The organism is Psychrobacter sp. AntiMn-1, assembly GCF_001854065.1.
In the GTDB taxonomy this organism is placed as follows: Bacteria; Pseudomonadota; Gammaproteobacteria; order Pseudomonadales; family Moraxellaceae; genus Psychrobacter; species Psychrobacter pacificensis.
Genome location: NZ_CP012969.1, coordinates 689,694 through 705,330, shown reverse-complemented (window position 1 = coordinate 705,330; position 15,637 = coordinate 689,694). Strand labels below are relative to the sequence as shown.

Annotated in this window: 13 protein-coding genes; 3 read left to right on the top strand and 10 right to left on the bottom strand. The window is 43.4% G+C overall.

Translation table 11 applies throughout. The annotated features are described in order from the left end of the window. The first annotated feature begins 54 nt into the window (after positions 1-54). Positions 55-711: a pyridoxamine 5'-phosphate oxidase gene (gene pdxH / locus AOT82_RS02820; protein WP_071003626.1), complete on the top strand. Its 657-nt coding sequence runs from the start codon at positions 55-57 to the stop codon at positions 709-711. 116 nt (positions 712-827) lie between these two features. Here the strand turns inward: pdxH and AOT82_RS02815 are convergent, their stop codons facing one another. The 7 genes from AOT82_RS02815 to AOT82_RS02785 all read right to left on the bottom strand — a co-directional run bounded on the left by AOT82_RS02815 (position 828) and on the right by AOT82_RS02785 (position 9,321). Next, positions 828-2,144: an HlyD family secretion protein gene (locus tag AOT82_RS02815; protein WP_083328825.1), complete on the bottom strand. Its 1,317-nt coding sequence runs from the start codon at positions 2,142-2,144 to the stop codon at positions 828-830. An 88-nt stretch (positions 2,145-2,232) separates the two neighbouring features. After that, positions 2,233-3,921 (bottom strand): MFS transporter, encoded by a 1,689-nt coding sequence (locus AOT82_RS02810; protein WP_071001728.1) that lies wholly within the window; start codon positions 3,919-3,921, stop codon positions 2,233-2,235. A gap of 368 nt (positions 3,922-4,289) precedes the next feature. Then, positions 4,290-4,919 carry a glutathione S-transferase family protein gene (locus AOT82_RS02805; protein WP_071003624.1) on the bottom strand — a complete coding sequence of 210 codons (630 nt, stop codon included), beginning with the start codon at positions 4,917-4,919 and terminating at the stop codon, positions 4,290-4,292. 43 nt (positions 4,920-4,962) lie between these two features. Next, positions 4,963-5,640, bottom strand: coding sequence for a type 1 glutamine amidotransferase domain-containing protein (locus AOT82_RS02800; protein WP_071001727.1), 678 nt, complete (start codon positions 5,638-5,640; stop codon positions 4,963-4,965). A gap of 254 nt (positions 5,641-5,894) precedes the next feature. Then, positions 5,895-6,944 (bottom strand): NADP-dependent oxidoreductase, encoded by a 1,050-nt coding sequence (locus AOT82_RS02795; RefSeq protein WP_071001726.1) that lies wholly within the window; start codon positions 6,942-6,944, stop codon positions 5,895-5,897. A gap of 270 nt (positions 6,945-7,214) precedes the next feature. Beyond that, positions 7,215-8,426, bottom strand: coding sequence for an iron-containing alcohol dehydrogenase (locus tag AOT82_RS02790; protein WP_071001725.1), 1,212 nt, complete (start codon positions 8,424-8,426; stop codon positions 7,215-7,217). Positions 8,427-8,715: 289 nt separating this feature from the next. Then, positions 8,716-9,321, bottom strand: coding sequence for a TetR/AcrR family transcriptional regulator (locus tag AOT82_RS02785; protein WP_071001724.1), 606 nt, complete (start codon positions 9,319-9,321; stop codon positions 8,716-8,718). Positions 9,322-9,669: 348 nt separating this feature from the next. Here AOT82_RS02785 and AOT82_RS02780 point away from each other — a divergent pair, with 348 nt between their 5' ends. Then, positions 9,670-11,154, top strand: coding sequence for an aldehyde dehydrogenase family protein (locus AOT82_RS02780; RefSeq protein ID WP_071001723.1), 1,485 nt, complete (start codon positions 9,670-9,672; stop codon positions 11,152-11,154). Positions 11,155-11,272: 118 nt separating this feature from the next. On the opposite strand, the gene AOT82_RS02775 is transcribed toward AOT82_RS02780, so the two are convergent. Further along, a complete protein-coding gene (locus tag AOT82_RS02775; protein ID WP_071001722.1) occupies positions 11,273-11,518 on the bottom strand; it encodes a hypothetical protein in 246 nt (81 codons plus the stop codon). A 502-nt stretch (positions 11,519-12,020) separates the two neighbouring features. Here AOT82_RS02775 and AOT82_RS02770 point away from each other — a divergent pair. Next, entirely contained in the window at positions 12,021-13,388 is a 1,368-nt protein-coding gene (locus AOT82_RS02770) for a DASH family cryptochrome (protein WP_071001721.1), read from the top strand. Positions 13,389-13,595: 207 nt separating this feature from the next. On the opposite strand, the gene AOT82_RS02765 is transcribed toward AOT82_RS02770, so the two are convergent. Further along, a complete protein-coding gene (locus AOT82_RS02765) occupies positions 13,596-14,342 on the bottom strand; it encodes a hypothetical protein (RefSeq protein WP_071001720.1) in 747 nt (248 codons plus the stop codon). Between the two features lie 88 nt (positions 14,343-14,430). Then, positions 14,431-15,177: a hypothetical protein gene (locus tag AOT82_RS02760; RefSeq protein ID WP_071001719.1), complete on the bottom strand. Its 747-nt coding sequence runs from the start codon at positions 15,175-15,177 to the stop codon at positions 14,431-14,433. Positions 15,178-15,637: the final 460 nt, after the last annotated feature.

Below are 15,637 nucleotides of genomic sequence, written 5' to 3'. Positions count from 1 at the left end.
TCAAGATTACAATGTTGAGATGTCATAATTTTATAATAAGGAATGACCATGAGCATGGACTTTACCGACCAGCGCCTTTCATATGAAAAAGGCGCGCTTGATCAACAGTCAGTACCAGCGTCACCATTTGAGCTATTTAAGGTTTGGATGGATGAGGCAATAGCGCAAAAAGTGCAAGAACCTTATGCTATGAGTTTGGCAACTTGCGGTGCAGACAATAAGCCTAGCGTCCGTATCGTGTTACTGCGTGAAATTACGGATACAGGTATTATTTTTTATACCAATTATGACAGCGCGAAAGGACAGGACGTTGCAGCAAACCCCAATGCTGAAGCGCTGTTTTTTTGGCATGAGCTGGAGCGCCAAATTCGTATTAGTGGTCGTATTGCTAAAATTGACGCTGAAAAATCTGCTGCCTATTTTCAAAAACGTCCACATGATAGCCAAATAGGTGCTTGGGTCAGTCAACCGCAAAGTGGTGAAGTCACCAATCGTGAGGTGATGGAGCAAACGTTCGAGCAACTTCAGGCCAAATATCCAGAAAACACCACAGTGCCAACGCCAGCGTTTTGGGGTGGGTATGAGATTATGGTTGAAAAAATCGAGTTCTGGCAAGGTCGCGCCAACCGTATGCATGACCGCATCGTATATACGCAAGATGGTGATAGCCAAAGCGCTGAAAGCTGGACGACCAAGCGTCTACTACCATAGTGTTTGGCTGATTTTGAAATCCTAGCTCATTTAAAAGTATAAAAAAGCCACTCTATATCCAGTCTCTCGGGTATTTAGAGTGGCTTTTTTATATCAGTTATTTGCTTTATTTGGCTTTATTTGTCATTGGTATCGACATCCACAGAGACGGACATACCAGGACGCAAGCGTGCAAGCTCAGGTTGGTTCGGATCCAAGTCGATACGTACTGGGATGCGCTGCGCAATTTTTATATAGTTACCTGTCGCAGGATTGGCGGCACCTGCACTAAACTCACTGCCAGTGGCTGGTGAGATGTTGCTCACATGACCTGTGAATTTGGCACCGCCAAGCGCATCCACATGAATAGTAGCTGGTTCGCCGATTGCCATACTAGCTATTTGGGTTTCCTTAAAGTTTGCGATAATCCAAATGCCTTTTGGCACGATATACATGAGCTGGGTGCCCGCGCTAACGTACTGGCCTTCTTTGACACTGACTTGGCTCAGCTGACCGGACTCAGGTGCTGTGATGATCGTATTATCGAGATTGATTTGTGCTTGCTTCACACCTGCCTCAGCACTTTTGATATTTGCGTCCAGCGAGGGTTGGGTGCCACTGGTTTTGGCGCGGTTTTGTTGCGCGGCTTGTAAATTGGCTTCAGCCTGTTGCACGCTTGCCTGTGCTTGAGCCAGCTTTGCTTTGATATGAGCCACTTCTGCTTTTGATACCGCACCGATAGCATCTAAGCCCTGATAGCGATTGACGTCTTCACGAGCGCTCTCGACATTGATTTTGGCGCTATATAAGTCTGCTTTGCGTGCTTCGATTTGTGCTTGGCTAGATTGCGTGTCTTGAACATTGGTAGAGCGGCTGGTGATCGCCACTTCAGTATTGGCCTCTGCTTGTTCAAGTTGCTGTTGAAACGTTCGGTCGTCTATTTTTATCAGTAGATCGCCCGCTTTTACATCAGCAAAATCCTGCACCGCCACTTCGGTGACATAGCCGGAAACTTGCGGACTAATAATAGTGGTTTGACCTTTGACAAAGGCGTTATTGGTTTGTTGCACCGTAGGCGTAAATGGCGGCAGTTTCCAAGCATATAAAATCAAGGCCGCACCAATGACAATCAGCGCAATCAATAATCCCAAATTTAGATAGGATTTTTTCTTGGGAGACCAGCCAGCCGTATTTGAGATGGGCTCTTTTGGCGGCATAGGCGTTTCATTATCATCGTCTTGATTTTCTATAGAGCCTTCTACAGAGTTATCCTCACGCACGCTATCAGGCGTATCAGTAGCTGCTTGTATCTCGGATGTATCCGTTTTCTTTTGCGTAGCGCTTGTAGCGGTCTCTACTGGAGCCGTAGCAGACTCTGTACGTGTGTCTGTTGCTGGAGCTTCAGTTGACGTCTGAGGTATTTTATTAAGCTCATTTGGTTTTTCTTGGCTCATGACGTGATCCTAAATGTTAATAAGCAGATATCTGATGGGTCTGACTATAAATGAATATGATAAAAAATCACTAAGATAATAAGTTGAATTATTTTGTTTCGCGCATCTTGGCGATGACGGCGAGCTCTTTGGCCAGTGGATTGCGCTTGTGGTAGCGGTTATAAAGATAATTGATGAGCAAAATAATCGTAACGGCAGTAGCAAGACAGGCCATCAGAAAAAACAGGTCGCTGTATGCTGCGACCGTTGCTTGGCGCTGAATGCCTTGCAGTACTTGGCTCATTGCACCGATATTTGCTTGGGCCGCGTCAGTAGTCTGATTCGACAGCATGTTACGAGTGCCTGCCACCTGGGCGCTAAATGCAGGATCGCCCAAATTCAATGAGCTGACCATATCTGCATAATGCATTTGTGTACGAATGGTCGTAAATGCCTGAATGGCTGCCGCACCTGCCAGTCCGCCAACTGTTTGGGAGATGCCAAAAATCACTGAAAAACTAATAATATATGCAGGGCCACTGCCAATAGCCCGCAAAAACCCTTCAAAAACCAAAGGCCCCATGAAATACACCGCGGCAAAGGCAATCAAAAACTGGCTGAGATAAAACATATAGGGTGCTGAATTAATAGATACACCAACATCCATCCAAGAACCTAAGGCAATCAATGCCACGGCAAAAATAACAGGTCGGCGCAAATCCATCGCATTGGTACTAAAAATACTAATAATCAAAGCCAGTGCACTGGCGGCTATAATAACAGCATAAAAAGTAACCAGCTGATCGTTACCGTAGCCGAGGTTAGCGAGCAATCCTGCCGCTCCGACGTTTTGCTCAGATAGCAAAATCCGCATAACAGCGCCCGTCACCATGAAGGCAATAATATTGCGGCTACGCATCCAGCGCACTTGTAGCATCGGATTTTTGCGATGCGTCTCAATCCATAACGCGATGCTAATCCCGACGATAGCAATCATCAGTGGATAGACGAGCCAAGGTGTCGTCCACCATAAAATTCGACCTTGTACCAAAACGACAGCCAATGCAGCCAGACCACTAGCAAAAAAACCAAAGCTTACAAAATCCAATTTCTCAAATACTTTTTCTGTATTCCCTGGTGGTAGCTCTAATATATTAATCAGCCCAAAACAAATCAGCGCCAGACCAAATTGAAATAAAAATAAGTTTTCAAGCTGACCGTCGATGGCGAGGTAGGGCGAGATGACACGTGATAATGGAATACCAAACTGTACCAGACCAAATCCCAATATCAGACCACTAGTACGTTTGACGGTTGGCATACCCTGAAGACAATAAAACAAGCCCAATACGGTCATACCACTTGCCACCATACCACTAAGTCCCCTAGCGACAATCTCTAAATAATAGGGCTCAATGCTAATATTAGGTGTGTCTAACAAGTGACTGCTGATCAGCCACTGTAGACTGGTGGCGGCTAACAAAAATGACAGGGTGATTTTGCTAAAAAGCGACATGCCAAATTGCTGACGAATTTTGTACAGCAGAACGGTGATACAGGCATTGGTCATATTATAACTGACCGATATCCAACCACCTTCAGCTGGCGTTAAGCCTAGCTGACCCTGAATTTGCGTCAGGTTGGCGACAAGTAGACCATTTTGGAAGCTGGCTGTGAGACCCACAAAAATCCCAATGAGCAAATAAAATACTTTACGGCGTGCCGGATGGTCAGGATTGGCTGGAGAGCCTACCATTATTGGCTGTTCGTGGGGCTTAAACTGGTATTCGTTACTCATGGGCGTACCACAATCTATATAAGGAAATAGAGTGAAATAGGACAGATGCCAGGCGGGGAGTCAGGTCAGTGCAGTTAGCATTTATAGCGTGAAACGCCAGTCAACTCACTGATGGTATCTGAAAGATAACCCAGAAAATTCAGAAAGGATTTTATCATAAATTTTATCGTGCTTTTGTCATCGACACGTAATTGATGGATGGTGCTGAGCAATTTATTTGCTCTACAGCTTAATTTTCTTATGTAACATTGATGACTATAATTCGATGGTTATTCATGCAATCGTAAAATAAAGCACGCATAAAAAACAGCTCTATACAGAGCTGTTTGTGTGTATCGGAAAATTGGTCTGTCAATTATGATGCAATGCTAAACAGATTGATCGTACTTAGCCTCTAGCTGCATAGCGCGCTGATAGCTATCAAGACGAGCCAGCTGTTCGGCATACTGTCTGATATTTGGATACGCGTCAAGCTTTTGGCGCTTAGCAAGAATGATTAAGTCAAATGACAGCATAAAATCAGCACCACTTAGTTTATCACCCACAATGAACGACTTACCTTCAACCGAAGCATCCAGATATTCAAACAATCTGGTTTTTTCTCTATCGATATAGCCATTCAAAAACTCATTGTCATCAATGCCTGCTTTTTTGGTAAATAGTTCAAGCATTAATGGCAACATCAGCGAGCTTTCTGCAAAGTCAATCCACTGTAGATAATACCCATAGTCCGAGCTGTCTGTCGCAGGACGTAGACGCTCGGGCGCAAATCGCTCAATCAGTAACTCAGTAATGGCCCCTGATTCAGCATAAATTTGGCCGTCCATCTCGATAACTGGAGATTTACCGAGTGGATGCACCGCTTTTAAAGAATCCGGTGCCAAATGAGTTTTGGCATCACGTTGGTAACTAACAACTTCGTAGGGCACACCTAGCTCTTCTAAAAGCCAAAGCGTACGTAATGAACGTGATTGATTAAGATGATGTAAGCGAATCATAATATCGACCTTAGGCATGGCTTGATTTATCGGTTTCTGAGTCCTAACCTTTTAGCTTGGCAACAAGGCGCGTAGCCGCTTCTTCTGAAGATGCTGGGTTTTGACCAGTGATCAATAAACCATCTTCCACGACAAACGATTCCCAATCGGCCGCTTTTTCGTAGTTACCACCATTAGCTTTTAATACGTCTTCTACTAGGAACGGTACTACGTCTGTTAGACCAACGGCATCTTCTTCTGAGTTGGTAAAGCCTGTGACTGTTTTGCCTTTTACTAAGTACTCGCCATCAACTTTCACGTTTTTAAGCGCGCCAGGTGCATGACAAACAAACGCGACAGGCTTGTCTTGCTTGACGAAATTCTCGATCAATTCGATAGAGTTCTTATCTACTGCCAAGTCCCACAATGGGCCGTGACCGCCAGGGTAGAAAACTGAATCAAAATCTTCTACTTTCATGTCAGCAAGTTTCTTGGTATTAGCCAAGTGCTCTTGCGCCTCTTTGTCGTCTTTAAAACGCTTGGTATCTTTGGTTTGCGCGTCTTCTGTGTCACTACTAGGATCTAGTGGTGGTTGACCGCCAGCAGGCGAGGCCAAGGTTACGTTGACGCCTGCATCAAGAAATGCATAGTAGGGAGCTGCAAATTCTTCTAGCCAAAATCCTGTCTTTTTACCAGTATCGCCTAGACGGTCGTGTGAGGTTAGTACCATTAAAATATTCATGATTATCCTTATTTATTGTTTATATGTGAGTAAAGCAAATTATTGACAGCCACATTTTTATTGATAGGGGATTCATTCAAATGAAAAGCCAGATGACCAAAACGTTATCAGTATAATAAGTGGTGACCGCTAATATTATTCCTGCTTCAGACGTAACTTTCAGTAGTGATTTTAGCAAGTTGTGTTGTTAAGTTGTTGTTAACAATAGTTATTACCTATCGTCAATTATTTAACAGTCAATTATTTAACATAAGTTACTGAACGTCAGAGACCTTAACCACTGTTTTACCAAAGTTATCACCGTTTAACATACCGACAAAGGCTTCTGGTGCATTGTCTAAACCATCAGCGATGTATTCTTTGGTTTTGACGTCGCCTGACTCTACCCATTTGCTCATGGTTTCTAAGAACTCTGGGAAGTGGTCGCCATACTCTTCAAAGATAATGAAGCCTCTGACCGTGAGACGCTGACGGAGAATGAGTCCCATCAATTGACCTAGGCGGTCTTTGCCATCAGGTAGATCGGTTGCATTGTATTGTGAGACCAGACCGCATACGGGAATACGAGCATGATCATTTAATAATGGCATGACAGCGTCAAACACGTGCCCACCGACGTTTTCGTAATAGATATCGATCCCATCTGGGCACGCGGCTTTTAGTTGCTCAGCGAAGTCATCAGCTCTGTGGTCGATACAGACATCAAAGCCAAGCTCGTTGACCGCGAAATCGCATTTCTCTTTCCCGCCTGCTACACCAACAGTGCGAAGACCATATTGATTACCCACTTGACCGACCGTAGCACCGACAGGTCCAGTGGCTGCAGCGACAACTAACGTTTCGCCTTTTTGCGGTTTGCCGATATCAGTCAGACCCATGTAACCAGTGAAGCCGGGCATACCTAACACACCTAAACCATAAGAAGGGTTTGCCATGTTTTTGTCCAGTTTCAGGACGCCTTCGCCATCACTGACACTGTAGTCCTGCCAGCCGGAATTTGATACGACCAAATCACCGACAGCAAATTTATCGATATTAGACTCAACCACTTGCGCGACTGTGCCCCCCATGATGACGTCACCGACTGCTAATGGGTCTGCATAGCTTTTTGCATCGCTCATACGTCCACGCATATATGGGTCTAATGACAGATATACCGTGCGTAATAACATCTCGTTATCGTTTGGCGTTGGGATGTCGCTGGTTGTCAGATCAAAGTTGTCAGCGGTTGGCTCGCCGTTCGGGCGGCTGGCAAGTTTAATTTGACGGTTGGTTTGTTGATTCTGCTCTTTATCGAAGCTCATAGTAGGACTCCTTTATATTCATTGTCATTATTATAGAGGTATTAGATGTAGTAACTACTCAGTATTGAATTGAATATAGTCGAACCACTATTAAAGTGTTACAGCGTTAGACTCGTTTAGCCTACTACTGTAGTACTTGCACTCGTCTGCCTTGTACCACTTTTAATATTGATTGACTACAACTACTATAAATAGCATAACGTTATGTAGTTATTGTTACTGTCGCGATTTTTCTTATAATTCTTCTGACAGTTCTTGCTATATCGCTTATTAAGACGCTTTGCTAGTTACAGCACGCTGTAAGATACGACGTGAGACGTCCAAATCATTTTTACCGTGCTCACCAAGTTCGACCATGTTATGTGCATCAAGTTGCTTGATAATTGGATCAATCGCTGACTCAGTCAAATCGACGTCTTCTAGGCTCACTGGCAAGCCAAGTTCGCGGAAGAAGTTTTCAGTATAGACAATGGCCGTCTCGATGATGGCATCGTCGTCTTGGTCAGTATCAGTGATGTTCCATACGTTACGTGCGTACTGGAGTAGTTTTTCTTTTTTGCTTTCTTTTAGCTCACGCATGACCGATGGCAAGACGATGGTCAAGGTACGTGCATGATCGATAGCGTGCAAAGACGTAAGCTCATGACCGATCATATGGGTTGTCCAGTCTTGTGGCACACCAGTACCGATCAGGCCGTTCAATGCCATGGTTGCTGTCCACATAATGTTCTTACGTGTTTCTAGGTTCTCTGGATCTTGCTTAACGACTAGACCTTCATCGATAAGGATTTTGAGCAAGCTTTCAGCAAAAGCGTCTTGAACCTTGGCATTGACTGGATAAGTTAAATACTGTTCCATCACATGGACAAAGGCATCAGCAACGCCGTTCATAACCTGACGTTCAGGTAATGTAAGGGTTTTTACTGGATCTAGGATTGAGAATTTAGGGAAGGCCAGTGGGTTACCAAATGGTAGTTTTGCTTGACGTTCGCTATAGTTAATCACGCCGCCTGAGTTCATCTCAGAACCCGTTGCTGGGATGGTCAATACCGCACCTAGGTCAATAGCAGAATCGATGTTCTTGCAATAGCCCGTTAGCGCGTCCCAAGCTTGATCACGTGAGACCGTACCATCTTCTTCAGTTAATGAAGATACGAGTGCCACAAATTTACTGCCATCAATCACTGAACCACCGCCAACTGCTAATAAGAAGTCGATGTTATGCTCATTCACCATGTCGGCTGCTTTTAATAGTGTGGTGAATTCTGGATTGGCTTCGATACCACCAAATTCAAACACAGTACGGTTACCGCTTGCCGCTAATGCAGTTTTCACTTCATCCAAAGTACCGGTACGCTGTGCTGAACCACCACCGTAAGTAATAAGAACGCGTGCATCAGTAGGCACTAGGTCTGATAACTGTTCGATTTGACCTTCACCAAAAACGATGCGGACTGGGTTGTAGTATTGAAAGTTATTCATAAAATTCCTAATGTTGATAAAAATGGTTCCGTCAAATATGTTGACGTTAAACAATGAGTGGTAAGCAATGCTTGTTTTATATTTGCTCTAAATGCTTGATGCGCATTGTACACCAATTAGACCAGTCGTCTAGTGGTTGTTTATAAATGATTACAAAACTCTCATACAACGTTTTTATCAAGCATTGGGTTTTTAAATAACAATATGATGTGTGGGCGCAAACATAAGCCGCCAATTTAGGGGCTCTAATACCGAAAACGTTACTGTTTATTATCTTATTATCTTATTATCAACGTCCCATCTGAGTCGTCGTCATTTGCCAAATTTCCGCTAGGGGCGTATTCGTTTGGCTGATCTTAGCCATTAGGCTGGCGCCAAGCCACGCGAAATACCAACGTTTGGCCATACTCTCAGCTGATATATTATCGTGGCGAGGTACAGACCCATCTATCCAGCCTGCCTTGATCTGCTCGGCGAGCCACATGGTCGTTTGTTGATAGCCAGTATCAAGTGCTTTACGCATGGTTTCTGATATATCAGCCACTTCTGCGCTTAGCTTCACTACCAAGCATTTATCGTGATCACAGCCGTTCTGCTGGGTGTCGTACCAGTTTTGGAAGTAATCATATAGCTTTTGCTGGGCGCTCACATTTTGTGCATCGATGATATCAAGACGAGCTTTATATAAGCTGAAGTAATGATTGATGATGGCCTCACCAAAGGCTTCTTTTGAGGCAAAATAATGATAAAAAGAGCCTTTAGGCACGCCAGCTGTGTCTAATATTTGTTTGAGGCCGACAGCGGTAAAGCCTTTTTTGGCTATTAATTGGTAACCAGTGGCAAGCAAATGAGCTTTGGTATCGGGTGTGGTGCCAGTGTCTATGATATTAGACATAAATAGAATTTTCTCCCTTGATAATCGTAGTAATAGGGTCGTCAGGTTTCATTTGAGCGTCATGTCGATGGCATATTCTAATGCTATACATTTATATGTGTTACGTTTTATCGACAATATTGGCTGAAAAAACAGTCCTGTTTTACTAATATCTATGGTAGCATTAGACCAGTCGGCTATCAAGGTAGGTTTTGTTCTTATCAGTTATCATAAATGTTCGATTTTAATTTATGTCAATTTGTGATTTAACCATAACTGTGAGTATCTTACCTATAAGACAGCTTCAACTATTTTATTCAAAGTACTGAAAATAAATTTTTATATAACAAAGCAAAAATAAGGATAATTATGTCAAGCAATGATAATAACAGTAATGCCTATAGCGATTTTCATTTGCAATTCATTGGCGGTGAATGGCAAAAAGGTAAAGATGATAGCATTAATACTGATACCAATCCCTACAATGGCGATACGATTGTAGAAATTCAGCAAGCGACTAAAGACCAGCTTGATGAAGCATACGATGCTGCCGACCAAGCGCAAGCCAAATGGGCAAAAACGACGCCAGCTGAGCGTGCAGCTGTTATGTATAAGGTAGTCAGTATCCTAGATCAGCGCCAAGATGAAATCGTTGACTGGTTGATCAAAGAGTCGGGCAGTACACGCATTAAAGCCATGGTTGAATTTAGCTCGGCACGTGCCATCACGCTTGAAGCAGCGTCTTTTCCTAACCGCGTACACGGTGAGATTCGCCCCTCTAACACTCCTGGCAAAGAAAACTTCATTTACCGTGAGCCCATCGGAGTGGTAGCAGTCATTAGCCCATGGAACTTTCCGCTGCATTTAACCCAGCGTTCTATCGCACCAGCATTAGCCCTTGGTAATGCGGTTGTATTAAAGCCAGCAAGCGACACACCAGTGACAGGTGGCTTACTACTAGCAAAAGTGTTTGAAGAAGCGGGTCTGCCAAAAGGTCTATTAAACGTCGTGGTCGGCTCCGGTAGTGAGATAGGCGATGCCATCGTCGAGCACAAAGCGCCAAGCTTAGTATCATTCACAGGCTCAACCTCAGTAGGCCAGCACATCGGTGAGCTAGCAAATGGCGGTGAGTATATCAAACAAGTCGCGCTTGAGCTTGGCGGCAACAGTCCATTTGTGGTACTCAAGGATGCTGACATTGAGCAAGCAGTCAAAGCAGCTGCCTTCGGTAAATTCTTGCATCAAGGCCAAATCTGTATCGCGATCAATAGGGTTGTCGTGGAAGACGAGATATATGATGACTTCGTAGAGCGTTTCTTGGCACATGTCAAAACATTGAATGTCGGTGATCCTAATAAGCAAGATACGGCTGTTGGCCCTATCATCAACGAAAAACAACTCAAATCGCTCAAAGATAAAATCGCCAAAGCGCAGGACGAAGGCGCGAAAATGATACTCAGTGGTGAGATTGAAGGCCAAGTCGTACCGCCGCATATCTTTACTGAAGTCACTCGCGAGATGGATCTATCCTGTAATGAAGTATTTGGCCCATTGGTTGGTATCATTCGTGCTAAAGACGAAGACGATGCATTATCAATCGCCAATGACTCTATGTATGGCCTATCTAGTGCGGTATTCACTGCTGATATGCAAAAAGGTTTGCGTTTTGCTCGTGGTATCAGAGCAGGTATGACCCATATCAATGACATCTCGGTCAATGACGAAAGCAATACGCCATTTGGTGGTGAAAAAAACTCAGGTATCGGTCGCTTTAACGGTGAATGGGTACTAGAAGAGTTCACCAGAACACATTGGATTTCAATGCAAAACGAGCCACGTCAGTATCCGTTCTAATAGCATTGCACTACGATAAATAATAAAAAAAGACCGCTTCGATAGCGGTCTTTTTTTGTGATGTTCGATGGTTGTGCTTGAACCTACTTATATGACAATTAGTCTATAGTCTAGTCATCTATCTAGCATGAAAGCCCAATAACCCTTCAATCTCTTCGATACTCATACGTCTGACCAGCGCTTGCTCTTCTACTGACAAGCGATTGGTATGTTCTTTTATCATGGTATGGATGCTCCGAGATATCTCAGAGGTGGTGGCATAATACATTTGTGGCTGCTCTTTTGTCAGTCTCATCAAGAATTGATTGATAAGTTTACGTTTTTCATCCGATTTGTTCTCTTCAGCGATATTTTTTTCAGTCATGGTATTCTCCTAGAGGTAGGCCATTTAAGCAGTCCGGAGCATGAGAGTCAATGGCGATAAGTAGATTTTAGCTTGGATAATTACTACCTTGCTAGTAGGTTATTAATGCCATGAGTCAATACCAAACTTGTCGTAAGCAAGATATGCTATTTTATAATAAAGCCCAATAAAAAAAGAGTATTGAGATTAGGGCGTGTTGAACATTCGCAAATAGGCACTGCTGATCGCTAAAATTGTTCCAGACAAGGCACAAAGCGACGATAATGCAGATGCCTTAGCGAGATTTGTAACGCAGTATGGGGCAATGTTAGCATCAGCCCCAACGATAAAAGCAGGGGACAGGACTCTTTTTTGCCGCTTCATCGTTAAAAATAAGCGCTTAGAATGACTAAACTTATTATTTTTAACCTCGAATCGCCTAAAAAATAGTCGCTGTCAGTGCCATGGTCGAATGTTCAACACGCTCTAATTAAAAGCTATCGAACAATAAGAGGTTTATGCCATGTCCCATCAGCTATCTGGTAAAAATGTATTGGTTCTCTTTCACAATGACCTGCGAGTAATGGATAATGCCACGTTATCGAAAGCCGCCAAGCTCGCGCGTGATGGGCGATTATTACTGGTTTATGCCTCATCCTTGATGGATATATTGGACAATCAAAACTCTCAGGCTGCTTATCATTATGACACGATAGGCATCGCCCGCCAGCAATTTTTGCAAGAGAGTTTGGCGGACTTAAATACATCATTAGAGCTGCTTGGTAACAAGTTGCTACATCTACACAAAACCCCAACGTCACCGAATACCTTCATGCAGTTGAATGAGCTCATTGAAGCGCAGCAGGTGACAGATATCTGTGTGAGTCAAACGGCTGATTATTATCAGAACCAAATATATGTACGACTACAGAATAAACATCCACAGATATGTTGGCATATTGAGACAACGGCTACTTTGTTTGATGAATTACCGCTAAATGATTTGCCCAAAAGCTTTACGCAGTTCCGCAAAAAAATTGAAGCAGATTATGATTTATTGCATGCAGCACAAGACATCACTATTTGCGCGACGCCAGAGCGATTGGCCCCAATACCTGAGAGTCTGGTGGATAGGTGCGAGTACTTCTTTAAAGTAGGCGAAGATAATGCGCAGGCAATCTCCCAACAAAAACAGCAAGCGCCTAATTTCAAAGGTGGTGAGTCGAACGGGCTAAATCACTTAAAGAATTATTTTAATTCCGACGCGCCAAGTACTTATAAAATCACACGAAACGCGCTTGATGAATGGACGCATTCCACAAAATTTTCTGCTTGGCTGGCGAATGGCTCGTTGTCTGTCAATACTGTATTGAATCGACTGCGCCATTATGAGCGTGATGTCATCGCAAATGAATCCACTTATTGGATATGGTTTGAGCTGCTTTGGCGTGAATATTTTTATTGGTACGCTGTCACCCATCAGCAAAAATTATTCTGGTTTAAAGGTATTGGTCAGCACACGCCATCAACCCAACTGGATCAGAAAAAATTAGAACAATGGAGAAATGGTGATACAGCATATCCTATTGTCAACACCTGTATGCATCAACTGAAGGCAACAGGATATATGTCAAACCGTGGACGACAGTTAGTCGCCAGTTGCTTTATCCATGAGTTGGGTCTTGATTGGCGTTATGGGGCGACTTACTTTGAGCAGCATCTTATCGATTATGACGTCGCCAGTAACTGGGGGAATTGGCAATATCTGGCGGGCGTGGGGGCGGATCCAAGAGGATGTCGGCAATTTAATCTTGATAAACAAACCCAGCAATATGATCCAAACGGTGAGTTTATCCATCAGTGGCAAGGGGTATTAAAACAAGACAGCTAATCATAAGCGACCACTATCTTGGTTGTCTCTTTAGTCGTGGCAGCGCTTCAATGACACATCATGCTCTTTTGCATTAAACATAGCGATACTAGAGTATACAGATAGCGACCGCCAGACTACTCTCATGCGACTTAATAAGCACGTGGTAAAAAGGGGCTATCTTTTAGCCCCTTTTTTATCATTACGCGATATCAATATAAGAAGAGATTAGGCTTTGATAAGTTTGGGTCGAGCTTTATCAATGGCTTTTATCAGTGCCTTCTCAAACTCACCGTCTTTGAACCTAACAAGATAAGAGTGTGCGGCACAAAAATTTCGAACATCGCGCCACTCATGTGCTAGGTTGGTTGCCCAGTCGCAATATTGTGCGCCTGCATTTGGCTTGTCTTTGAGTGCTTTTTTGGTGGTAGGGTGCAATATCAGCTCAGGCAATACCGCTTCTAGTAGCTTGATGGGCGGACTCATAAACGTATCATCAACGTGTAAGCTTTGGCTGGCAGGATGATAGGCCAACAAGGAGCCTGCATGAATCATCTCATTAGGCGATATATAGTAAATGCCCTCTGACATTGAAAATTTAAGCTCAGGATAGCGTTCAGCAACCGCGTCACTCTCTACCAAATCGTCAGCCCAGCGCACTTCTGGTATCTTTTTATGATGGCGACTACTGCCGTAAAACGTGGCTTGAGGGAAGTCTTTTGCCATTTGCGCACAATATACAGTATGGAATGGATGAACGTTTAGCACCGCCTCGACATCTTGACCATTATTGGTGAGCGCCATGACTTCGTCTCGAACGTCACCTGTTAAGGCGTAGCTGTCCAAAAAGACAAAGCGTCCTGAGGATAGCTTGACCAGTGAGCACTGGGTACCAATGTTTATCACACCGCCGATACGGAATGACCCGCGTATGTTCCAAAATCCTGCCCCTAAATCATGAATTTTATCTGACATTTATCGTTTTCCTTATGTAATAGATTGAATCAACAAGTGATTGTTTTTCTTGTCGAAATTTTTATATTTTACGTTTTTCTTAGAGTCGTTATTTTGCCTCAAGCTCGCTACGCGCGTTATCAATAGCAGATAATAACGCTGCTTCAAATTGGCCTTCTTCAAATACGACTAATCCTGAATGTGCACCGCAAAAATGATGTACGCTGCGCCATTCGTGTGCAAGATCTATCGCCCAATCACAATAGGCTTTGCCAGCGTCGGGCTCATCTTTTAGTGCTTGTTTGGTGGTGGGGTGTAAACCTAGGTTTGGCTGTACGGCATCAAACAGCTTAGAAGGTGGTATCTCAAACGTATCATCGACATATATACTTTGGCTGGCAGGATGATAGACCAATAGTGAGCTTGCATGGACTGACTCATCAGGGGCGATGTAGTAGATGCCCTGAGGTAGGGAGAACTTCAGCTCAGGATAACGCTCAGCGACCGCATCGCTTTCGACCAAATCCTCTGCCCAGCTTACTTCTGGTACTTGTTTTGGGTGTCGACTACTACCGTAAAACGTGGCTTGCGGAAAGTCTTTGACCATTTGCGCACAATGTATCGTATGAAATGGATGAACATTTAAGACGGCTTCGACATCTTGACCATCATTGGTCAATGCCATCACTTGCTGACGAACCTCGTCTTTTAAAGTATAGCTGTCCAAAAAAATAAATCGGCCTGATGATAGCTTTATAAGCGCACATTGGACGCCGATATCTATAATGCCGTTTTTTATAAATGACCCTCGAATACTCCAAAATCCTGCACCTAAATCGTAAATCTCATCATTCATTGACATGACTCCTTAATCATTTAGTTGTTCAATTATTTTGCTTATTGATAGGTAGCACCCTATGATTATTGATTTTTGAGCGCGTAAAGTCTGTAATAGAAAAGATATAAGCAATATAGATGTGTAAAAATAAAAAGTTGTTAGGTAAATGTCATCATTGAGGGTATAGATCCAAGTCTTTATTCTAAATGGAGAGTCTAACCAAGCGCCAATAACACATTTAAACCTGAGTATATCGGTTGGTGTGCTAACATGCTTTTCTGGTCATTATGATAAATAGATATCCTGTATGGCTGTGCACCTCCTTCATAGTTTCACATTATATTCTTTCATTATCCAAGCCAATGACGCCTCCTTGTCATAGCATAATCAATTATAGTAAGCGCCCTTGTGAATAATTCTAAAGATAAAAATCAAAATTTTGCACCAAAGGCAGTAGCCTCATCCAGTCACTCTACGT